Here is a 21,784-nt window from a genome sequence, read left to right on the forward strand (position 1 = left end):
CGCCTCCAATTCCTCATCCTTTTCATGGTGAGGAAGGTCCTTCGAATTTTGTCTAAGCCGTGTTCTGACGCATCACATTGACACAAGTCAAAATGGGCTGCGGTTTTTGAAAAGTATCAGACCGTGCTCGTGGAGGCCCTTAAGACGGGCGCATCAGGTAATGACCGACACCCCAGACATTGCCGTTCTCATGACCGAACAATCCGGCCGTCGCAAGGAAGAACAGTCGCCACCGGCGGTTCCAGAGTACAGCGTCTTCGCCGTAGGTTTTATTCAGTATTGGCTCGATCTGCGCTGCTTTTCGATCGAAATTCTCAAGCCAGTGCAGCGCTGTGCGTTGATAGTGGACACCAGACCAGCGCCACTCTTCCTCGACGCGAAAGAGATCGCCAAACCGGCGCGGCAGATCGAAAGCGGGCATGATACCGCCTGTGAAAAAGTGGCGAGCGATCCAGTCTGCGGGATTGTTATGGTCGAACCGGTAGGACCGATTTCTATGGTTGAAGACGTGAAGGAAGAACTTGCCCTCCGGCTTCAGCCAGCCATGGACCCGTTCGAACAACGCCCGCCAGTTCGACATATGTTCGAACATCTCGACCGAGACGACCCGATCGAATTTTCCCTCTGTTGCAAAGTCATTCATATCGGCCGTCACCACGGAAAGATTTGACAGCCCGCGTGCCGCGGCGAGGTCGAGGATGTATCGACGCTGAGATTTGGAATTCGAGACAGATGTGATGCGCGCATTTGGATAGCGGGCAGCTATGTAAAGCGACAGCGAGCCCCATCCACATCCAAGCTCCAGGATATCCATGCCGTCAGCGAGACCGGCGTGATCCACGGTCTCTGCCAGCGCCGCAATTTCAGCTCCGCCAAGGCTGGTTGTCTCATCGGCATAGAAGCAGCAGGAATATTTGCGATGCGTGCCGAGGACTAGCGAAAAGAACTCCGGCGGGACCTCATAATGCTGCCGGTTCGCGTCATTGGTATGGGTCGCGACAGGAAAGCCTGCCATGCCGGCAACAAAAGCAGCTTCGGCTTCGGGAGAAATACGGGCAAGCCTTCGCTTCGTTCTTGCACAGAGATAATCTATTCCGGCAAGCGTCACGCTATCACTTAAGGGGGCGCGTTCAGCAGCGTTGATGGCAAAGGCAAGCATGTTCATGGACGACCTCCGGTCTTGCGTGGTCCAGGGAAAAAGGCATTCACACGACTTTGCAGGTCACGGAACCTGGTGCCGCGGGATTTCAGCATATGCTCCTCCAGAGGCGGGATGCCGGAAACATGGACCAGCAGCCAGTACATCATCAAAGGAGCGACGAGCGAAAGCCATGACAACGGCAAAGCACCGACTGCCAGAAGCGGGAAACTGCACCAGAACAACCATTCAAAAAAGTAGTTTGGATGTCGGGAATACCGCCAGAAGCCAGTCTCGCATATCTCGGTTTTTGCCTGCGGTGTTTTCTTGAAAGCCGATAGCTGGGCATCGGATGAAGCTTCGCCGGCCACTGCGAATGCTCCGATCAGCAGCGCGGTGATATCGATGAGCCGCGGAAATGCAGCTGTGTTTGAAGCAGCGAGGTAGACCGCAAGAACCAGGACGAAGGCAGCCAGCGCCTGCACCTGCAGGAAAAAGAAGAGCCGCATGCTGGCTTTCTCGCCCCACTCCTCCAGCAAACGTGCATAACGTGGATCTTCGCCACCGCCGCTGGTGCGCGTGCCGATGTGACTTGCGAGCCTTAAGGACCAGACAATCACGAGCGCAAGAACAGCGAAATTTCGCCAGTCCGCACCTTCTGCAAGAACAGCAGCCACAGCACCCGCGAGACCAACGCCGGCAGACCAGATTGTGTCAATCCAGCCGCTTGAGCCTGTGACCCGTTGAACCGAGAATGCCGCCGCCATGAGAAGCGACAGGAATATCGCGAGAGATGCCAGTACCTGCCAATCCATTCCTTCACCACTCTACTTGAGAGCACTCGATACCGCGATGAGTGCAACAAATACGGGAATGGGCGCTAACAGGTTTCAGGCAGCGCGAAAAAAAACAAAAAACGTTCCGGCCCATGAAACTCATCAGACCGGTTCCTCGTAGTTGTTCTTGCATATGCGCAAACACTTTATGCGTGACCAAGAGGACCCCATGACCGAAACTGGAACGTCCGATCAGAAACGAGGCCTTAAAATAGCGGTCATCGGTACGGGTATCTCCGGCCTCTCTGCCGCGTGGCTGCTCTCCAAACGTCACCAGGTGACGGTGTTTGAGGCCGCGAGCCGGATCGGCGGCCACAGCAACACTGTTGATTTCGAAAGTGTGAGTGGCCCGGTTTCGGTCGACACAGGCTTTATTGTCTACAATGAGGTGACCTATCCCAATCTGACGGCTCTTTTCAAAGAACTCGACGTCCCAACGACGGCATCCAACATGTCCTTTGCCGTATCACTGAACGAAGGTGCGTTCGAATATGCAGGCGGAACCCGTTTTGGGCTCTTCGCACAAAAGAGCAATTTGCTGCGGCCACGGTTCTGGAACATGCTGGCAGATCTCTTGCGGTTTTACCGCGATGCCCCAGGCGACCTGCCAGAGATGGGCAATATGTCAATCGACGAGTATCTCACACGCCATCGATATGGCTCTGCATTTCGTGATGATCATCTCTATCCGATGGCAGCTGCCATATGGTCTACACCTGCGATGGACGTCGGGCGCTACCCGGCAGCGCAGTTCGTGAAGTTCTGCCACAACCACGGCCTGCTTTTGCTGCGCAACCGCCCCCAGTGGCGCACTGTTACCGGTGGAAGTCGCGAGTATGTCAGACGCATCACCACGGGTTTTAGTGACAGGATCCGGCTGTCGACCCGTGTGACGGAGATCCGCCGGACACCGGATGGTATTGCGATAACAGACGGTTTCGGACGAAAACATCAATTCGACGACGTGGTGATCGCAACCCATGCGGACCAGGCACTTGAGATGCTGTCGGATGCCACACACGCGGAAAAGAACATTCTTGGGGCCTTCAGCTACACAAAAAACCGCGCGGTTCTTCACACGGACGCGGACCTGATGCCCAAGCGGCGGGCCGCGTGGTCGAGTTGGAATTACGTCACCCATACGAACAACACCAACCGCCAGCCGACCATCACCTACTGGATGAACAGGCTCCAACCTCTGGGCCACGCGCCCGAGACGTTCGTCACACTCAACCCCGTTCGCGAACCCTCTGCGCAGAGCATCGTTTGCGAAGAGATTTACGATCATCCCGTTTTCGATGAACACACCGAGCGCGCACAACGTCATTTGTGGGCTCTTCAGGGCTACCGGAACACGTGGTTCTGCGGCGCGTATTTCGGTTCCGGTTTTCATGAAGATGGCATTCAGGCAGGTCTTGCCGTCGCTGAAGACCTTGGCGGTATCAGACGCCCCTGGCAGGTTAAAAACGAAAGTAGCCGCATTGTCCGGCGTCCCCTTGCTGGAAGGCCAAACCGCGAGGAATGGATGGAGGCACCGGCATGAACGAGCCCCTCGCCTCAGCCATTTTTCCAGGACATGTCACGCATGTGCGGTTCAAACCCAGGGAACACCGGCTTAGCTACCGGATTTACTCGCTCCTCATCGACCTCGATGAACTGGGCACACTCAACAGGCGTTTGAGGCTGTTCTCGGTTGACCGTTTCAATCTGTTTTCGTTCTTCCCTAAAGATCGAGGCGACAGAAGTGGCGATGACCTGCGCGGGCAGATCGAAAATGCAATGAAAGCGGCGGGTATTGAGCCAGACGGCGGACCCATCAGATTGCTGACCATGCCACGCCTCCTCGGCTGGTCTTTTAATCCACTTTCTGAGTTTTTCTGCTACAGGCGCGACGGTTCACTGGCCGCAATTTTATGGGAGGTCGAGAACACCTTCGGTGAGCGTCATTCCTACCTCATCCCGGTTGAGACAGATAATGGCAACGACATCGTCCAACGCTGCGACAAACGGTTTTATGTCTCTCCCTTCATGGAGATGGATCTTCACTACACGTTTCATGTAAGCCCACCCGGTGAGACGCTTAAAATCCGTATCGACACCTTCGACGCTGAGGGAATTGTCCTGAGAGCGCGCCACCTAGCCCGCCGTGCGGCGCTGACAGATGGTGCTCTTTTGAGAGCGTTTTTCATGATCCCGTTTCTGACGCTAAAAGTCATCGGCGGCATTCACTGGGAAGCTTTGAAAATCTGGCTCAAAGGCGTGACGTTGAAGAAACGTCCTCCGCCTCCTCGAACCCCCATTTCCTTTATCCGCCCTTCACCAAACCAAACCGAGGCCAAAATCCATGACCCCGTTTGAAAACCTGACTGAAATTTCTGCTGCGAATCCAGCGAGCACACGGCCGATCGGCATGGGTGGCTGGTTGATGAAGCGGCTCTTGAACAGGATTACCACTGGAAGATTGCGTGTCATCTTGCCGGATGGAGCATCAGTGGAAAAATGCGGTGAAAACTCGGGTCAGGAGGCCACATTCATAATCCATCGCTGGCGCGCGCTGAGACGACTGGTGCTCAATGGTGATATCGGGTTCGCAGATGGTTACATAGCCGGCGACTGGTCTACCCCTGACCTCACGGCCCTCATCCGTTTTGCCGCCCAAAATCGCCAAGCACTACGCGGTTCAATGCGGGGCAGCCTGCCGATGCGCCTGGCAAACCGTCTCGCCCATAGTCTGAACGCCAATACCAAGAATGGCAGTAGACGGAATATCGAAGCGCACTATGACCTCGGCAACGAGTTTTATCGCCAGTGGCTCGACCCCTCGATGCTCTATTCTTCTGCCGTTTTTGACGAGACCACATCGACGCTGGAAGATGCCCAGGCCAACAAACTTCGGCGAATTACGGAAAAGCTTCACTTGTCCGGGGGCGAGACCATTCTTGAAATCGGTTGCGGATGGGGAGCGCTTGCGACGCACCTGGCACGCGAACATGACGCGAAGGTCACCGGTATCACGCTTTCACCGTCACAACTGGCTTTTGCCAACGACGCCGTTACAAAAGCAGGTCAATCTGACCGCATTGATCTCAGGCTCCAGGATTATCGCGATACACGTGGGCGTTTCGATCGCATCGTCTCAATCGAAATGTTCGAGGCTGTCGGCGAAGCCTACTGGCCGAGCTATTTCGAAACGCTGAAAAGGTGCCTGAAGCCTGGCGGTCGGGCGGTGCTGCAAGTGATCTCCATTGACGAAGATCGCTTTGAAACCTATCGGCGCAAGGCTGATTTCATCCAGCGCTATATTTTCCCTGGCGGCTTCCTTCCATCGCAGAACGCCATTGAGAAATCAGTCGAAAAATCAGGCCTAAAACTCTGTGAAAAGGAACTTTTTGGGCTTTCTTATGCACGAACTTTGGCTGAATGGCGGCTCCGTTTTGATGCGAAATGGCAGACGATTGCGCTGCTCGGCTTCGATGATCGTTTCAGGCGTCTCTGGGACTATTATCTCTGCTACTGCGAAGCGGGTTTTGCAGAGGGAGCGATCGACGTCGGCTTTTACGTCATCGAGAACAGTGAGCGCTATCAGACTTCGTCAAGCGTTGAGCATGAGAGAGGCGTGTTATGAAACGCGTTGTCGTGATGGGAACAGTTGCGATCCTGCTCGCGTCAGCCGCGACCAGCATCCATGCTGGTGAACTTGACGGAGATTGGGCGCGCGGCGATGGCAACGCCAAAGTCCGCATTGCTCCTTGCGGCGAAAATATCTGTGCCACCAACACCTGGATCAAGCCAGGAACACCTCGTGAAAAAGCAGGCGACCAGCTCATTATGGATATCAAGCCGGATGCCGCAGGCGGATATTCGGGAACTGCCTTCGATCCCCAGCGCGATAAATCCTACCGGCTATCCATCACCATTTCAGGAAACAGCATGACGACAAAGGGCTGCATTGTCGCAGGACTTCTTTGCAAAGGGATCAATTGGACACGGATCGACTGAACGAAGGAGGACAAGGATGAAAACCGCTCTCGTAGCTTACGTGTCGACACTCATCGCCTTTCTGGTGATTGATTTCATCTGGCTTAGTGCCATGGCATCAAGGCTATACCGCCCGGCGATCGGCGACCTTTTGGCTGACACCTTCAGGGTCGGTCCGGCGATCGCATTTTATTTGATCTACGCCGCAGGCCTTGCTTTTCTCGCGGTAAAACCGGCGCTGGTTTCAGGGCAGTGGAATACTGCCTTGCTTTACGGCGCCATTGTCGGGTTCATGGCCTATGCCACGTATGATTTGACCAATCAGGCAACGCTGAAAAGCTGGTCAACGACACTCACCCTCGCCGATCTGGCATGGGGAACGTTTGTCTCGGCAGCAGCTGCCACGATTTCCTATCTCATCACCATGCGCCTGGCCGCTCCAGATACAACTCCGGCAGGTCTATGATGATAGAGGCGCTCCCGCTTTCATGGCCATTGTCCCCTTTCGCACGAAAGGGATGGGAGCTTACTTTACCCTCAACCTTGCTTTCGCGCCGGAATGAATTCTATAAAGGAAAAACAGCAGGGTATATGCGAATGCAGGGTAATGAGATCGCTACTCTTATCAACCGCGTCGGGATGGGCGATCGCGCAGCATTCGCGTCACTCTATCGAGCCACCAGTCCTCGGCTCTTTGCAATCTGCTTGAAAATCCTGCGCGACAAAACAGATGCTGAAGAGGCTCTCCAGGAGATATATATCAAGGTGTGGCAGCGTGCCAAAACCTTCGCCGTCAGCGCCGGGACAGCTACAACCTGGCTGGCGACAATTGCGCGCAATCACGCGATAGACACGATAAGGGCGCGTAAACCTGAGGCCGACGACATCGATGAGGCCTACGATCTGGCAGACGATAGCATTCGCTCGCCCGAGCAACAGGTTGTTCTTGCGGATGAAGGGCGAAGGATTGACGATTGCATGCGGCAGCTGGACACCACACATGCGCAAGCCGTACGCCGCGCCTATGTCGAAGGATTGAGTTATCTCGAGCTTGCCGACGAATTACGGGTCCCGTTGAACACCGTCAGAACATGGCTGAGACGTAGCCTCCTTAAACTGAGGGAGTGCATGCAGCGATGAGCGAGGGATCACACAGCGGCGGTATGGGATCGCGCGACGAAATCCTCGCCGGAGAATACGTTCTTGGGGTCCTGCCGTTTGCGACGCGTCGCGCGCTCGAAGAGCGGATGAAGGAAGACAAGGCGTTTGCGCACCTCGTTGAGCGCTGGCAGCAGGAACTCGCTTCTTTCAACGATGAGTATCTGGAAGAGATGCCAGACGCCGCGATTTTCGCGCGCATCGAGGCACGCCTCTTTGGCTCGAAAGAAGAGGCCGTCAAGCAAGGTCTATGGAACTCGATCCGGTTCTGGCGCTGGACTGCGCTCGGGACTGGCGCGCTTGCCGTGGTTGCGTTGGCTCTTGCTGTATTGCCTGTCATTCAACCCAAACCGACAGCGCTCGTGGCAGAACTCGCGACGACCGACAGTCAGGTTAATCTCCTTGCCTCTTACGATGCTGAGAGCGGGCGAATGCGCATCGTGCCTGTTGCGGTCGGCAAACCGGACGAGAAGTCGCTGGAACTCTGGCTTGTTCAGAAGAATGGCTCCACTCGCTCGCTTGGTGTGTTCCAGCCCGGCGCGAGTGGTGACCTGATCATCCCGGCTGACATGCGTTCCGACATCGCAGAAGGCACAACTTTTGCAGTGAGTGTGGAGCCGTTCGGCGGTTCGCCAACCGGTCAGGCCACCGGTCCGGTTATTGCTGTGGGTACGGCTCGTCATCTATAGTGGAGATGATCCAATTATGGTGAGGCAACCTCCTGCGGCAGAATTCACGCCGCGAACAGGTTGGCTGCCATGAAGTCTACGAACGCCCTGACCTTCGGTGACAGATAGCGGCTGGTCGGCCACAACACGCGAAACTGACCAGTCCCTGCCAGATAATCATCGAGCACCGGCACCAGGCTTCCCCCAGCAATTTCGGATGTTACCGCGAAGGGGGGAAGACAGGTAATGCCGAAAGAGCGCTGCGCGAGAAAGATCAGCGGCTCAAGTGTGCTGGCAACGGTGCTGACGGGTAAATCGAGTTTGATGTCGCGACCGTCACGAACCAGCGGCCATGGTTCGAGCTTGCCGGAATTGGCGAAACGGTGGTGGAGGCATTGATGCTGAAGGAGATCTTCCGGCAGCTGCGGAGTGCCGTTTTTTGCGAGATAATCAGGCGAAGCGACGATAACATGCCTGAACGTCCCGAGCTTGCGGCTCATCAGGCGAGTGTCTTTGACGTCACCGGTGCGGATTACGGCATCGAAACCTTCTTCGATGACGTCAACAATACGATCCGTGAAGTCGAGATCCAGATTGACCTCAGGGTAGGTTTTCATGAAATCGGCGATTGTTGGCATCAGCAACATGCCCGCTAGGGGCAGGCTGACACGCAGTTGTCCGCGAGGCGTAGCGTGCGACCGCGACAGTCTCGCTTGTACCTCTTCATATTCTGCTTGAATGCGGCGGCACGTATCGAGAAAGAAGCTGCCTTCCTCCGTTAGCGCCATGCTGCGGGTAGAGCGATTGAACAGGCGGACACCAAGTTCTTCTTCGAGCCTTGCTATTGCCTTGCCCACGGCAGAGCCGGAAATCCCAAGACGATGCCCGGCCGAAACGAAGCTTCCGACCTCTGCAACCTGCACGAAGATACTGAGCGTTCCGAGCTTGTCCACGGCCCCTCCATTGCGGAAATTTTTTCCGTTATATCAAGAATTCAAGCTCATTTATCCGACATTTGCATCGAGATATCCAGATCATGCACGCCAATCAGGGCGGCAAATTTCAGTGGAGATTTCGATGGTAACGACCACATCAGCCGGTTTTGCAATCCAACCCGTACCGACGACTTTCATCGTCAACGTCATCCACGTTCACCCTGAAAAACAGGATGAAGCGTTTGAAATCATTCAAGACGTTGTCCACTACGTTGCTGAACGCAAGGAAGGGTTCTTATGGAGTAGCCTCGCAAAAAGCACCGACGGGCTGACGGTCGTCAATATCGAAGCGATCCAGGGTGCCGACAATGTTGGAGAGTTCTTTTCAGACCCGGTCTTCGTCGAGAAGTTTGCGCGACTGGATACGGTCTCAACCAGCGAATTTCACACTTATAAAGTGGATGACCTCGTCCTGCCCAAGCGGACGGCCGGCGAGGACGCAAGATGACTGATCTCGCTTCCCGGCACGACACACGTGAAGATTCGCATAGCACGAAAGATGCCTTTCCGTTGGCTGCGTTGATCGCCCTGGCACTATCGGGGTTCATTACCATCCTGACCGAGGCACTTCCCGCTGGACTTTTACCTCAGATATCCAGCAACCTTTCAGTCTCTCAGGCATCCGTTGGTCAGATGGTCACGGTCTACGCGATCGGTTCACTCGTCGCAGCGATCCCTCTGACCCGTGCGACGCAAAACATGCGTCGACGCCCATTGCTTGCTGTGACCATCGCAGGCTTTGCATTCGCGAACCTCATCACGGCTATCTCAACCTCCTACAGCCTGACGATGGTTGCCCGTTTCCTTGCAGGTATTTCAGCTGGACTGTTGTGGGCACTGCTTGCGGGCTACGCAGCCCGCATGGTTCCGGACGCGCAAAAAGGTCGCGCGATCGCTATCGCTATGGCCGGCACGCCCCTGGCGCTATCGATCGGAGTTCCCGCAGCGACACTTCTGGGAACTGTCATTGGGTGGCGAGCCTGCTTTCTTCTCATGAGCATAACGGCAGTTCTACTCACCCTTTGGATCGCTACCCAGCTCCCCGATTTTCAGGGACAGCATTCCAACGATAAGCAGTCACTCGGCCAAACAGCACGTATACCGGGTGTCCGCCCGATCCTGTTCGTTACGCTGACATTCGTGCTGGCGCACAACATCCTCTATACTTACATCGTTCCGCTGCTGCAGCCTGCCGGTCTTGAGCACCGGGTCGACGCCGTTTTATTCCTCTTCGGGTGTGTTTCACTCATAGGAATTTGGTTTGTCGGCGCATTTGTTGATCGCTGGCTATGGCAGCTTGCTGTCGCGAGTTGCCTCACCTTCCTCCTCGCCTCCGCTGTCATGGGAATATGGCCGACGGAACGGACTGGGGTCTACGCTTCAGTCGGTTTATGGGGGCTCGCCTTTGGAGGGGCAGCGACGATATTCCAAACGGCCATGGCGCGGACCGCAAAAAAGCAGACGGATGCGGCACAATCATTGCTGGTTACTGTCTGGAACATCGCCATAGCCGGCGGCGGACTTCTGGGCGGTGGAATTCTCAACCATCTTGGCGTGGAGGCCTATGTCCCTGTTACCCTTGCACTCCTGTTTCTATGCCTCGCCGTGATCGTGGTTTGCCACAACGCCTTCAGATCGTGACTTTGCAGGCCGCGCACCGTTTGGTAACGCGGCCTGAAATTTTCGATCAAACAACGAAAGTTAAGAGGCGGGGTTTTTCGGCGGCGCGCTGCGTAAATTGTCCAGAAGATAGGCATGGGTGGCAGGATTGGCGACAATCAGGGTGCCGGTCTTTTCGTAAACATCGGCCCCACGTCCCCACCAGTCAGTGACAATACCTCCTGCCTCCTCGACAAGCAGGATGCCTGCCGCCGTATCAATGAAACCAGTTTCCTCATAATACCCCGTCAGCCGGCCGCAGGCTACGTAGGCGCAGGAGTTCGCCGCACTCCCTACTATGCGCACCGCACCGATGGGTGCTCGGATTGCGTCAAGACGCTGATAGGCTCCCGCATGCAGCGAGAGATTTGGGGTCGGCAACCCGGTACCAACGCACATCAGGGCGACGTCCTCGCTGGCACTGACCTTGAGCCGCATCCCGTTCAGATAGGCGCCCTCCCCCTTCATTGCCGTGAACATTTCGTCCGCCACCGGATTATAGACCAGACCGCAGATCGTTTCGTTGCCGCGGCGAAGCGAAATCGTAATCGTATAGTGCTGCCCATAGATAAAATTCGTTGTGCCATCGATAGGATCGACCAGCCAGCGATGATCGTTATTCGAGCCGTCGACAGGTGCAAACTCCTCACCCGTCAGTCCCCAGGGATATTGGCTCAGCAAACGATCGCGGATCAGTGTCTCAGACTGCATATCCGCATCCGAGACAAAATCGCCAGGGCCCTTGATGCCGATTTCAATATCCCGGAAGCGCTTGAAGTGCTCAAGGGTCAATGCACCGGCTTCGCGCGCCGTGGCAACCATGTGGTCGAGGATCGTACTGTAGTTGATTGTCATGGATTGAAGACCTTGGCTAACCCTTCCGGGTCGTCTGTTGTTATCTGGTCGACCTTCAGCCGCAATAGCCTCTCGATCTGGGGGATTGTCTGAGAGGATACTTGGTTGATCGTCCAGGCATCGACGCGACGTCCCGATGCGTGAACGGGCGCGATGAGGTCTACCCCGGCGTCCTCGGCCCGAAGGACGATGCGGTAATCGAGATAGATCATTCGAGCATCTGGTGCAGTGTTCAGCGCTTCCTCTATGAAGCGCATGTAATCACCGTCAGCCTGCAATCGTTGGAGGCTCTCCCCATAACAGGGATCATAACCCGTCGCGATCCCTGGGGCGGCTTCCGCAAGGACTGAGATCGCATCAAAGTCGCCACCAGATAGGATCAAAGACTTCGCTACTGGGAAAGAACACTTTGCGAAATTTGCAATAACCTCTGGATTGAGCGCCTGAAGGTCCTGCTTGAAGTCGAGTTGCAGCAAAGCATCGGGGTGAGCCCCTTGCCTGGAAAGCAAGGTGCACAGGTCTTCAAGGAGCATGACGTTTTCATCGATCGGATGACCATCGTTGTCACGCAGGAAGAGGCCACGCAAATCGTCGGCAGATTTAGCTTGCACCTTTCCTCGGCCCGTCGTTTCCCGCTCTAACGTCAAGTCATGCAGGACCGCAAAGCCCGCACCGCCGTGCACAACAAGATCCACCTCGACACTCGCACCGAGTTGCATTGCCTCGATGATGCGCTTTCCGGTGAACACGGGGTCACTGGCTTTCCGGCGTCCACGATGCCATTTTATCCAGGTTCTATGACCATTACGATCGATATGGAGAGGCGCGCTCACACTTCGCTCCGATGGATTTGCTGGTTGTTTCGATAGGCCGCGACTGCGCGCGGCAGAAGCTCCACACCTTGGCCGGCCCGGAAAAGATCGGGATGGTCCACCATGGATTTCAGCCTCGTCCCGTCGGCAAGATCGATATCGACGAGACCATGCGAACCGTAGTCGGTGACGCGATGGACCTTGGCCTTCGCATGTTGCGAAACCTCGATATCAAGCGCTTCAGGGCGGATCGCAAGTGTGGCCGGGCCGTCTCCCACGGGTACCCTGACTGCAAGGTCTGCACGCAGGAAGTGGCCGTCCGCCACATGACCCTCGATCAGGTTCATCGTACCGATGAAACCGGCCACAAACGGCGTCTGTGGATCGCGGTAGACGGTATCTGGCCGGCCAATCTGCTCGGTCTTGCCATTGGCCATAACGACGATCCGGTCCGCCATGGACAGCGCCTCATCCTGACCGTGCGTCACAAAAAGGGTCGTAATTCCGAGACGTTGCTGGATGTCACGAACCTCTTCTCTCAATCGCTCACGCAAGTGCTGGTCAAGACTGGCAAAAGGTTCGTCCAGCAACAGGATCTTTGGCTCGAGGACAAGAGAGCGTGCGAGTGCGACGCGCTGCTGTTGACCGCCAGAAAGCTGGGTGGTCATGCGTTCGCCGTAACCGGCAAGCCCCACCAGCTCCAGGACGGCCTCAACCTTTTCCTTGATTTCGGCATGAGGCATCCGCCTCAGTTTGAGACCAAAGGCGAGGTTCTTGAAGACGTTCATATGGCTCCACAGCGCATGGCTCTGGAAAACCATGCCGGTTGGCCGGCGCTCCGGCGGAAGGTGGGTAACGTCCTCACCATCGATGGTGATGCGCCCCCCTGTCGGCTGTTCAAAGCCGCCAACCATGCGCAACAGCGTGGATTTTCCCGACCCGGATGGGCCAAGCAGGCAAACCAGTTCACCATCGGCGACATCGAGCGAAAAGCTGTCCACTGCCTTGCTGCCGCCAGAGAAGCTTTTCGTAACCTTGGAGATTTGAAGTAGAGACATGATAATTCCTAACCGCCGAACCCGCGGGCAAATGCACCACCACCGATGATGCGGCGCGCGAAGATGAGGGCGACGAATGATGGGACCCAGAGCAGGACCGAAAGAACGGCGCCATACTGGATGACCATCTGATTGTTGATGTAGCTGATCATCAGCACCGGCATGGTGCGGATAGCTGGAGCACCAATCAGCCAGGCGCCTTCGGTTTCATAAAACGTCCCGACAAAGCTGAGGAGAATAGCGGCAGCAATGGTAGGACCTGCCTGCGGAAGGGTAATCGACCAGAAGACCCGCAACGGGCTGGCGCCAACATCACGCGCAGCCTCCTCCATACGCCGATCGACCGCCTGAAACGCCGCAACCGGTATCCAGATCATGAACATCAGCGTACCGACGAGCTGGATGAGGACCACGCCCCAGAACGTTCCAATCAAATTGAGCTGCAGAAAAGTGGCTGCAATCGCGACGAGTAGACCGAATTTCGGGAATGCGTGGCCGGCGAGAAACGAGAAGAACAGGATGTCGCGACCTGGAAACTGCATGCGTGCAAAGGCGTAGGCAGCAGGAAGGCAGATCAACGCAGACAGAAGCGTTACGACTGTGGACAATTGCAGGCTGAGGGTCAGCGCATTCCAGACATCGGGGCGCCCGAGAGTTTGTCCCCAGAAGCGGAAACCGAATTGCTGCGGAACGATGTTGGGATACCGCCAGACCTCGGTGAAGGCCCAGGTACCGACAACAAGAAGAGGCCCAACGATGACCAGGGTCAAAACGGTCGCAAATAGAAACCCAGACCAGTCAACATGGCGGCGCGTGGGAGCTAAAGTCGACATCTCATTCCCCCCGATTACGCGCCACGGAGCGTACATAAAAAAGGCCGAACAGGATGCAGAACCCAAAGGCAACAACAGCCTGGGTCATAGCACCTATGGGATCCTGAACATCGCGGAGCGTGCGTTGCATGAAAGGTCCAATCATCTCGGGCGACGCGGGGCCAAGTAGATAGGGCAGCGTGAATGAGGAAAAGATCCCCAGCACCGAAAAGGAAAGAGCGACGAGAATGGAGTTGGAAATTTTCGGCAAGATGATGTGCCAAAAGACGCGCAATGCGTTTGCACCAACATCGCGTGCGGCTTCGATCGACTGATTTGCGACGCTACCCAGACCGGAAAGCAGGATTAGGACAGTCAGTGGAATATTGTCCCAGACAAGACCGATCACCGGCCCCCATGGTGTGAGATAGGGCGTTCGGATCTTGGGTAGTCCTACGGCATTCAAGACAATGTCGAGCATTCCGTTCGGCCCGAGGACACGGATGAATGCAAACGCCAGAATGATCGATGGAACGAACATCGGCAAAATGGCGAGCGCCTGAACGTAGGCGGGCAAGCGACCGTGCGAAAAGCGCAGATAAAGCGCAATCGGAAGGCAGATCACCAGCAACAGCAGCGCACAGACGAGCGTGGTCCAGAGTGTTACGACGAGATTGTCGAGGCTGTAGCGGTCCGAAAAGAAGAATGCATAGCTTGAAAGGTCAAAGCCTACTCGCCCATCCGCGTTTGTGCGCCAGACTGTGCGACTGATGGCATTGATCGCTGGCCAGATAACAAGCCAGATCACCAGAAAGACTGGTATGGCGACGAGCAGGAGACCAATCGGCCTCCTGCTTGCTGCCGTGTGTTCAAGCGGTGTGTCCGCTTCGTCGAGCGCCTGTGTCACGACTTGCGATCAATGCTCGGAGCAACGTTGCGATACCAGCCGTCATTGATGGCAGCTTCCCACTTGCCGCCCGGGAATGTCGGGATGCTTTGCGGAATGATGTCGGCGAATTTTTCGCGCAAGTCAGCCGAGACGTGATCCCAGGAAACGCCAGGGAAACCGCCAAGTTCGGTGAGGATGGCGCTCTGCATCTCTTCCGACAACATGAAGTCGGCAAGCTTGAGCGATGCTTCGTGGTTTTTGCCGTTTGCGATCACGACAGAGCGGGTAAAGCCGCCGCACAGCGCCAGATCCTGCAACTGAACGAGGCCAGTTTCCTTTGGCAGTACACCCTGGTCAATCGCTTGCAGCACCTGGTCAGACCAGACCGGGATCATGGTCACAACGCCCTGAGAAAGCAGTTGAAGGGATTGCGTGTTGCCGGAAGAATAGGCTCCCTTGTCGTAGAGCGACGGGGCGATATCAGCAAGAAGCTTCCATGCCTTACCCAGAGCATCATCACCAAATTCCTGGGTGTAGTTGTCGACCTTGAAGTGCTTGGGGTCGAGACCATTGGCCTGGTGAATAGCACGGCGAACGAAGTTACCGCCCGAGCCGCCCTTGTCGGGACGATTATAGATGAACTGACCCGGATTTGCCTTGATCCAGGTTACCAGTTGATCCCAGGTTTTGGGTGCGTCCGCGGGTTTCAGTTTCGTCGTGTCATAGGCAAGCAGAACCTGCGAACCGCGATACGGTAGGCTGTATTCGCTCTCGATTGCCAGCGGATTGACCTTCGCGTAATTTTTAAGGCCAGCTTGCTTGAGGTTGGTGTAGACGCCAGCCTTGATTGCGCCAGCCGGAAGAAGGGCATCGGCGGATTCGAAATAATCTGCCTGCGGATCTGCATTGGTCTGCTTCGCAGCAATGGCGCGCTCACCAATTGCAATAACACCGGCACCATCACCGGCATCCACCAGATTGAGCTTGATGCCCGGGTTGGCGGCCTCGAAGGCAGGCTTCACCGTATTGGTCCAGAAATCCAGAATATTGGTGTCAGAACTGGTGTACCAGTCGATCGTACCCTCAGCAGCAAAACCCATCCGTGGCGCAAAAGCGAGGCCCGCAGTTGCGGCAGCTGCGGACATCATAAAAGTACGGCGTTTCATTGTTGTCTCCGATTCAGTCGGCGCGTTGACGTTTCAAGCGCGGACCCGATTAGCTGGAGATCAAAGTCGGCGCTGGCCGCTGGCGCTACACACGTGTGCATGCTTCCCTCGTGCCTGAAGCGCTTCTAAAGCTGCTACGTAACGCTTTAATGACAGCTATCGGATTGATCACGTGTGCAACATCGGTGGACAGGATCCAGAAATAGGCAGGATCGATCTATCGTGTGGATGGTCTTACCGAATTTCGCCATACCGGCATGGGTTCGAACACACGGCGTTCGTCGCTCGCAAGTGCCGATTGAGCAATCAGTGCAACGACGTGCTCGGCCATTTCTGTCAACGGTTGGGAAAAGGTCGTCAACCGATAAGCCCGCCAATCGGATTGAGCGATGTCATCAAATCCGACGACGCAAAGATCGCTGGGAATATCGAGGCCGAATTCATCCCTTGCGCCATCCATGAACCCCAACGCCAACAAATCGGTCACGCAGAACACACCGTCTGGCGCTTCAGACCGACCAAAGACGCGGCGCGCCGCCTCCAGACCGGAGGCGTAGCTCGTCGGTCCGGCTGCTATGACCGAAACCGGAATACCTGCTGCCTCCGCTGCCTCGGTAAAGACATGTTCGCGCTCCAGCAGGCTCGCAGTGCGGGCCGTTGACGTCACGACACCGAGGCGTCTGCACCCTGCTCGTTTCAACAGGAAAAATGCTTCTCGCCCAGCAAAGCCATTGTCCACACCGAGATTGTGTCCGCCAGACAATGGGTCGTCGCGATTGATCAGGACGACCTGTTGCCCGTTTGCCAGGCAGGTCTCGATCAATGACGCGGAGGGCGTACCGGAGAGAACCACGGTCGCGTCGGCGCGATAGTTCAGAGTCATTCCCAAGGCCGCCGACACGCTATCGGTATCCGTCTCGGTGTTGATGACCATCGTAATCTTTCCAGCGGGCTGGAGCTTACGGGTGAGTTCATCGATGAGCTTTGCGCGGATCGGCGTCGCGATATCCGCGACCACCAGGCAGACGATATTGCTGCGTTCGCGCAAACCTCGTGCGAGATGATTGACGTGGTAACCGAGAGCCCGTGCTGCTTCGAGAACCTTACGGCGCGTTTCCTCCGATACGCTCGCTCCATCGGTAAATGTCCGGGAAACTGCGGAGCGAGAAACGCCAGCCCGTTCCGCGACCATGCGGGCGCTGATAAAAAGACGACGTTCCTGTTCACGCATGGGAAGTATCACCTGGTTAGCAGTCGTTCACGATAGTGGCGAAGACGAGGGCTTGGTCAAGGGAGGAAAAGCGGCGTTACAACGGGACCGTTGTTTAGCAAATACGGCCATCGTCCGCCTCAAGCGGAAGGCTGGCATTTTGCATCGTTGGCGTGGCGGACCTCTGTATCATCCCATGCAAGGGACCGACCGTCGGCAGAGCGCACCTCCAGACGCGCAATCTTTTCACCCTCTTGCCTGTCCACCAGATGCGAGCGTTCTTCATTAGCCGCGAAAAGATGCCCCTCTCCCCACTGACGTAGAGCAACAATCACCGGGAACAACTCCTGCCCTTTGGCTGTAAGAACATACTCGCGGTATGCGGTGCCATCCGAGGCTGGTGCTGTCACGAAAATTCCGCGCTTCACCAGATCCCGCAATCGGCTCGCCAGCACACCCTTGCCGATACCCAATCCTGTCTGGAACTCGCCGAAGCGGCAGGCGCCATCAAACGCGTCGCGGATGATCAGCAGCGACCACCAGTCGCCAATCACATCCAGCGCCCTCGCCACTGGGCAGCCGGCATTCCAAAGGCTGACGCGTTTCACCATCTGCGCGGGTCTCCATTTATCCAAACCGGTTCTAACTTGGAACTAGATTTGCCACAACCCAGATGGTCTTGATGAAACGGCAAATGACGACATCAAGGATTGAGACATGGACATCGGTTCCAGCCGCGCTTCTCAGGAAACTGAACTGACCGGCCTTTCGACGAAACAGACAATCATGCTTGCGACTGCAGCAGGCCTGAGTGTTGCCAATATCTATTACGCCCAGCCTTTGCTAGACCTCATGGCCAAGGATCTTGAGATATCCCAGGCCTCGGTCGGCCTTATCGTGACACTCACTCAGGTAGGCTATGCACTCGGCCTGATCTTCATCGTACCACTGGGAGACCTGATCGATCGCCACCGCCTGATCGTCACTCAGGGTCTTCTGGCTGCGATTCCACTCGCTACCGTCGCTACAGCAAAAGCACCTATCGTCCTTCTCGTCAGCATGATCGCGGTCGGCCTGCTTGCCGTTCTCGTACAGATCCTTGTGGCCTACGCCGCGTCCTTGGCTGCGACGGCTCAACGCGGCAAGGTCGTCGGCACAGTCACAGGCGGCATCGTCACAGGCATCCTTGCAGCGCGTTTCGTAGCCGGAGTGGTCGCCGATCTCGGCGGTTGGCGCGCCGTATATCTGACATCTGCCCTGCTGACGGTGTTGATGGTTATTGCCCTGACGTCGAGCCTGCCGCAGCAGCCAGCAAGGCGAAAACCCGGACCGTATGTCGATGCACTTATTTCGGTTCCGCGCATGTTCTGGAGCGAGCCCGGCCTTTTGTTACGTGGATTGCTGGCTTTCGCGATCTTCGCTTCCTTCAGCACATTCTGGACTGCACTTGTGCTTCCCTTGAGCGCACCGCCATTGTCCTACTCCCACAGCAAGATCGGGCTATTCGGCTTGGTCGGTGTCGCTGGCGCTTTTGCCGCAACCTATGCAGGAAGGCTCTCAGACCGTGGCTTTGGAACATGGGTCACTGGGATCTCGCTGGCCCTATTACTGGCATCGTGGGGACTGATTGCCTTTCTTCCCGTTTCTCTGGCCTTGTTGTTAGCTGGTGTCCTTGTTCTGGATCTCGCGATCCAAGCCATCCACGTCACGAACCTCAGCGTCATTGCCACTGAGTACCCTGATATGAGCAGCCGGCTGATCGGCGGTTATATGGTTTTCTACTCCATTGGCAGCGCGACAGGTGCCATCGGCGCAACATCTGCATATTCCTTGGCTGGATGGGTGGGCGTTTGCATTCTTGGAGCAACATTTAGTGCATCAGCGGTAGTCCTATGGCTGGCCCATTTGATGCGGTTCACAACAAACAACCTACGAAAATGCACCAAATGAAAGGAGGTTACTTCAAGACGCTGGGCGACGCTTGCAACAGAACTCGACATTTAGAAAAATGAAATGCAGCTGTGCTAAAGTGGAAGAATCAGACGGCTGATCTCGAGGCCCAACCTGCCACATGTGCTTTGGCATGCATTGGGTTTCTTGGATCAGGGCCGGATCGTCAGGTAACGCAGGTAGTGATTCTTTGTTTACGCAGCAACAGTTGACGTCAATTCTGTCATCCTTGCCAGACCCTGCTTTCATCCTTACGCGCAGCGGCCGTTACGCTGCCGTCTTCGGCGGAAAAGACATACGGCATTATCACGACGGCAGCGGCCTCGTCGGGCTGAGCATGTTTGACGTGCTCAAAGAGGAAAAGGCGCGCTGGTTTGCGGCCGAGATCGAAAAAGCGCTGCAAACGCGCGCGCTCCATATCGTTGAATATGAGTTGAGTGGAAGCGACGTAAAGGGTGCCGGCGATGGTCCAAGTCACTCGATCTTTTTTGAGGGGCGTGTTCAGTCGCTCAGCTTCCAGGTTGATGGCGAAGATGCTGTCGTCTGGGTTGCAAGCAACATCACGGACAAAAATGAAGTCCAGAGGAAGCTGCGCCAACTCAGTGAAACGGATGCGCTGACAGGACTTTATAACCGCCGTAAACTGATCGAAACACTCGACGAACGACTGGATGTTTTTGTCCGAGAGCAAGCCCAGACGTCCGTGCTGATTTTCGATCTCGACAATTTCAAGCGACTGAATGATGAGATGGGCCATCATGCTGGTGATGCCGCATTGGTCGAAATAGCCCGTCTATGCCGGGAGAACCTGCGTCAAAGTGATGTGGTTGCTCGATTCGGTGGCGACGAATTTGTTGTCGTGATGCCCGAAACCCGCCGAGACGACGCGGTTGAGATTGCAGAGCATCTCAGAAAACACGTTCCAATCACCCTCAGACAAACCCTCCGTTATGAATCAACAATCAGCGGCGGCATCAGCGAGTTCGGTTCACCGGACCGTTTCTCAAGTGACATCCTGAGACGTGCAGATGAGGGGATGTATCTGGCAAAACGCGCCGGGCGAAACCGGGTGTCGGTTCTCTAAAGCCAATCCGTAGGAAGTCTTGATCGTCCACAGCAGATGACGACAGTTCCCGCCGGTACGGAGACGGTAGCTTCCAAGACCAAAATGGACCAGCGCCGACAGATCGACGCTGGTTCTTGTTCTCAGGTGCCGTCAGACCGCGCGTGCGCGCTTCACTTCAAGCTGCGTCCAATCCGGCAGCCAGTCCCGATGTGCAAGCAGTAGATCGTCAACCATCGACCAGATCTGATCGAGATCAAGTTCCGCAGCCGTATGTGGGTCCATCATAGCCGCATGGAAGATGTGCTCACGGTTCTGCGTCATCAGTGCCCGTACAGTAAGCTCCTGAACATTGATATTGGTCCGCATCAGGGCCGTGAGTTGCGGGGGGAGATCGCCGATGAAGGTCGGCTGGATACCGTTGTGGTCAACAAGGCAAGGAACTTCTGCAGCGCAATCGGCCGGCAGGGAAGTGATGCAGCCGTTGTTGCGTTGATTTCCGTAAATCACCGAAGGCTCGCCCGTCCAGACCGAATTGATGATCGATGACGCATACTCCTTCGACTGCTTCACCTCGATCTTCTCGGCCGAGCGGTAGGCTTCTGCCTGCCCTTTCCAGCGCTCGATCTGCTCGATGCAACGCTTTGGATATTCATCGAGCGGGATGCCAAACTTCTCGATCAAGTCCTCACGTCCCTCCTTGATGAAATAGGGCGTGTATTCGGCAAAATGCTCCGAGCTTTCGGTCACGAAATAACCGAGCCTTGTGAGCATTTCGTAACGCACTTTGTTTGGGCAGCGCGGGTTCCAGCCTGGCTTCGGCGCACGCCCTTCGCGATAGCCACGCACGAGGTCAGGATAAAGATTTTTGTAGCTGCCATCAGCCTGACGATGCTCGAACTCAAGGAAAAACGCCATGTGGTTGATGCCGGCCGAGCGGTAGCGGATTTCCTCGTACGGGATGTCTAGGTCATGGGCCAATTCCATTGCGGTACCCTGAACCGAGTGGCACAAGCCGACTTGTCGTATTGTGGGATATTTTTCCGCAATCGCCCAGGTGTTGATAGCCATCGGATTAACATATTGCAGCATGATGGCTTCGGGGCAGACGGCCAGCATATCCTCGCAGATCTTCCAAAGATGCGGCACCGTGCGCAGGCCACGCATGATGCCCCCAACACCCAGCGTGTCGGCGATTGTCTGGCGCAGACCATATTTGCGCGGCACCTCGAAGTCGGTCACAGTGCAAGGCTCATAGCCACCGATTTGGAACGCGACCACGACGAAATCCGCACCGGCTAGTGCCTTTTTCTGGTCCGTATAGGTCTCGGCCTTTGCCTTCACGCCGAGCGTCTGGATGAGCTTATTGACGACGATTGCACTTTCCTCGAGACGCTCCTTATTGATGTCCATCAGGGCGATGGTGGCACCCGAAAGCGCCGGCCGCTGCAGCACATCGCCGACGATGTTTTTCATGAAGACGGTCGAGCCTGCGCCGATAAATGTGATCCTGGGATTTCTTGCCATTTTTTCCTCC

23 protein-coding genes are annotated in these 21,784 nt (G+C 55.9%); 11 read left to right on the forward strand and 12 right to left on the reverse strand.

All coding sequences use genetic code 11. The features are described from left to right. Window positions 1-139: 139 nt before the first annotated feature. Window positions 140-1,165, reverse strand: a complete 1,026-nt coding sequence (locus tag FY156_17505) for a class I SAM-dependent methyltransferase (GenBank protein ID UXS03359.1) — start codon at window positions 1,163-1,165, stop codon at window positions 140-142. Further along, on the reverse strand, window positions 1,162-1,953 hold the full coding sequence (locus FY156_17510) for a DUF1295 domain-containing protein (GenBank protein UXS03360.1): 792 nt from the start codon (window positions 1,951-1,953) through the stop codon (window positions 1,162-1,164). The genes FY156_17505 and FY156_17510 overlap by 4 nt, the downstream gene beginning before the upstream one ends. 190 nt (window positions 1,954-2,143) lie before the next feature. Between FY156_17510 and FY156_17515 the strand changes: the two genes are divergently transcribed. From FY156_17515 to FY156_17545, 7 genes are all read left to right on the forward strand, one after another. Next, window positions 2,144-3,517: an NAD(P)/FAD-dependent oxidoreductase gene (locus FY156_17515; GenBank protein UXS03361.1), complete on the forward strand. Its 1,374-nt coding sequence runs from the start codon at window positions 2,144-2,146 to the stop codon at window positions 3,515-3,517. After that, a complete protein-coding gene (locus FY156_17520) occupies window positions 3,514-4,332 on the forward strand; it encodes a DUF1365 family protein (GenBank protein UXS03362.1) in 819 nt (272 codons plus the stop codon). Before FY156_17515 ends, FY156_17520 begins: the two co-directional genes overlap by 4 nt. After that, window positions 4,319-5,599 carry a class I SAM-dependent methyltransferase gene (locus FY156_17525; protein UXS03363.1) on the forward strand — a complete coding sequence of 427 codons (1,281 nt, stop codon included), beginning with the start codon at window positions 4,319-4,321 and terminating at the stop codon, window positions 5,597-5,599. Before FY156_17520 ends, FY156_17525 begins: the two co-directional genes overlap by 14 nt. After that, a complete protein-coding gene (locus FY156_17530; GenBank protein ID UXS03364.1) occupies window positions 5,596-5,973 on the forward strand; it encodes a DUF2147 domain-containing protein in 378 nt (125 codons plus the stop codon). The genes FY156_17525 and FY156_17530 overlap by 4 nt, the downstream gene beginning before the upstream one ends. 16 nt (window positions 5,974-5,989) lie before the next feature. Then, a complete protein-coding gene (locus FY156_17535; protein UXS03365.1) occupies window positions 5,990-6,418 on the forward strand; it encodes a DUF2177 family protein in 429 nt (142 codons plus the stop codon). Window positions 6,419-6,549: 131 nt separating this feature from the next. Beyond that, the gene (locus FY156_17540) at window positions 6,550-7,092 is read left to right on the forward strand and encodes a sigma-70 family RNA polymerase sigma factor (protein UXS03366.1); all 543 of its coding nucleotides are present in this window, start codon (window positions 6,550-6,552) and stop codon (window positions 7,090-7,092) included. Further along, window positions 7,089-7,799, forward strand: a complete 711-nt coding sequence (locus FY156_17545) for an anti-sigma factor (protein ID UXS03367.1) — start codon at window positions 7,089-7,091, stop codon at window positions 7,797-7,799. The genes FY156_17540 and FY156_17545 overlap by 4 nt, the downstream gene beginning before the upstream one ends. A gap of 44 nt (window positions 7,800-7,843) precedes the next feature. Here FY156_17545 and FY156_17550 read toward each other — a convergent pair whose 3' ends face one another. After that, window positions 7,844-8,731, reverse strand: coding sequence for a LysR family transcriptional regulator (locus FY156_17550; protein UXS03368.1), 888 nt, complete (start codon window positions 8,729-8,731; stop codon window positions 7,844-7,846). Between the two features lie 124 nt (window positions 8,732-8,855). On the opposite strand from FY156_17550, the gene FY156_17555 reads away from it, so the two are divergent. Together FY156_17555 and FY156_17560 are read left to right on the forward strand one after the other, a co-directional pair. Continuing rightward, window positions 8,856-9,221: an antibiotic biosynthesis monooxygenase gene (locus FY156_17555; GenBank protein UXS03369.1), complete on the forward strand. Its 366-nt coding sequence runs from the start codon at window positions 8,856-8,858 to the stop codon at window positions 9,219-9,221. Further along, window positions 9,218-10,414 (forward strand): MFS transporter, encoded by a 1,197-nt coding sequence (locus FY156_17560; protein UXS03370.1) that lies wholly within the window; start codon window positions 9,218-9,220, stop codon window positions 10,412-10,414. Before FY156_17555 ends, FY156_17560 begins: the two co-directional genes overlap by 4 nt. A 60-nt stretch (window positions 10,415-10,474) precedes the next feature. Here FY156_17560 and FY156_17565 read toward each other — a convergent pair whose 3' ends face one another. The 8 genes from FY156_17565 to FY156_17600 form a co-directional block, all read right to left on the reverse strand. Next, complete coding sequence (locus tag FY156_17565) at window positions 10,475-11,287, reverse strand: inositol monophosphatase (protein UXS03371.1); 813 nt, start codon at window positions 11,285-11,287, stop codon at window positions 10,475-10,477. Continuing rightward, window positions 11,284-12,120 carry a glycerophosphodiester phosphodiesterase gene (locus FY156_17570; protein UXS03372.1) on the reverse strand — a complete coding sequence of 279 codons (837 nt, stop codon included), beginning with the start codon at window positions 12,118-12,120 and terminating at the stop codon, window positions 11,284-11,286. The genes FY156_17565 and FY156_17570 overlap by 4 nt, the downstream gene beginning before the upstream one ends. Continuing rightward, entirely contained in the window at window positions 12,117-13,157 is a 1,041-nt protein-coding gene (locus FY156_17575) for an ABC transporter ATP-binding protein (protein ID UXS03373.1), read from the reverse strand. Before FY156_17575 ends, FY156_17570 begins: the two co-directional genes overlap by 4 nt. Before the next feature lie 8 nt (window positions 13,158-13,165). After that, window positions 13,166-13,990 carry an ABC transporter permease subunit gene (locus FY156_17580; protein ID UXS03374.1) on the reverse strand — a complete coding sequence of 275 codons (825 nt, stop codon included), beginning with the start codon at window positions 13,988-13,990 and terminating at the stop codon, window positions 13,166-13,168. 1 nt (window position 13,991) lies between these two features. Beyond that, a complete protein-coding gene (locus tag FY156_17585; protein ID UXS03375.1) occupies window positions 13,992-14,876 on the reverse strand; it encodes an ABC transporter permease subunit in 885 nt (294 codons plus the stop codon). Beyond that, complete coding sequence (locus FY156_17590) at window positions 14,873-16,024, reverse strand: extracellular solute-binding protein (GenBank protein UXS03376.1); 1,152 nt, start codon at window positions 16,022-16,024, stop codon at window positions 14,873-14,875. Before FY156_17590 ends, FY156_17585 begins: the two co-directional genes overlap by 4 nt. Window positions 16,025-16,241: 217 nt before the next feature. Beyond that, a complete protein-coding gene (locus FY156_17595; protein UXS03377.1) occupies window positions 16,242-17,255 on the reverse strand; it encodes a substrate-binding domain-containing protein in 1,014 nt (337 codons plus the stop codon). A 119-nt stretch (window positions 17,256-17,374) separates the two neighbouring features. Continuing rightward, window positions 17,375-17,845: a helix-turn-helix transcriptional regulator gene (locus FY156_17600; protein ID UXS03378.1), complete on the reverse strand. Its 471-nt coding sequence runs from the start codon at window positions 17,843-17,845 to the stop codon at window positions 17,375-17,377. A 106-nt stretch (window positions 17,846-17,951) separates the two neighbouring features. Here FY156_17600 and FY156_17605 point away from each other — a divergent pair, with 106 nt between their 5' ends. After that, window positions 17,952-19,184 (forward strand): MFS transporter, encoded by a 1,233-nt coding sequence (locus FY156_17605; GenBank protein ID UXS03379.1) that lies wholly within the window; start codon window positions 17,952-17,954, stop codon window positions 19,182-19,184. A 190-nt stretch (window positions 19,185-19,374) separates the two neighbouring features. Further along, window positions 19,375-20,268, forward strand: coding sequence for a GGDEF domain-containing protein (locus FY156_17610; protein UXS03380.1), 894 nt, complete (start codon window positions 19,375-19,377; stop codon window positions 20,266-20,268). 132 nt (window positions 20,269-20,400) lie between these two features. Here FY156_17610 and FY156_17615 read toward each other — a convergent pair whose 3' ends face one another. Beyond that, complete coding sequence (locus FY156_17615) at window positions 20,401-21,774, reverse strand: alpha-glucosidase/alpha-galactosidase (protein ID UXS03381.1); 1,374 nt, start codon at window positions 21,772-21,774, stop codon at window positions 20,401-20,403. Between the last annotated feature and the right edge of the window lie 10 nt (window positions 21,775-21,784).

Origin of the sequence: Agrobacterium tumefaciens, from assembly GCA_025559845.1 — a bacterium.
GTDB lineage: Bacteria > Pseudomonadota > Alphaproteobacteria > Rhizobiales > Rhizobiaceae > Agrobacterium.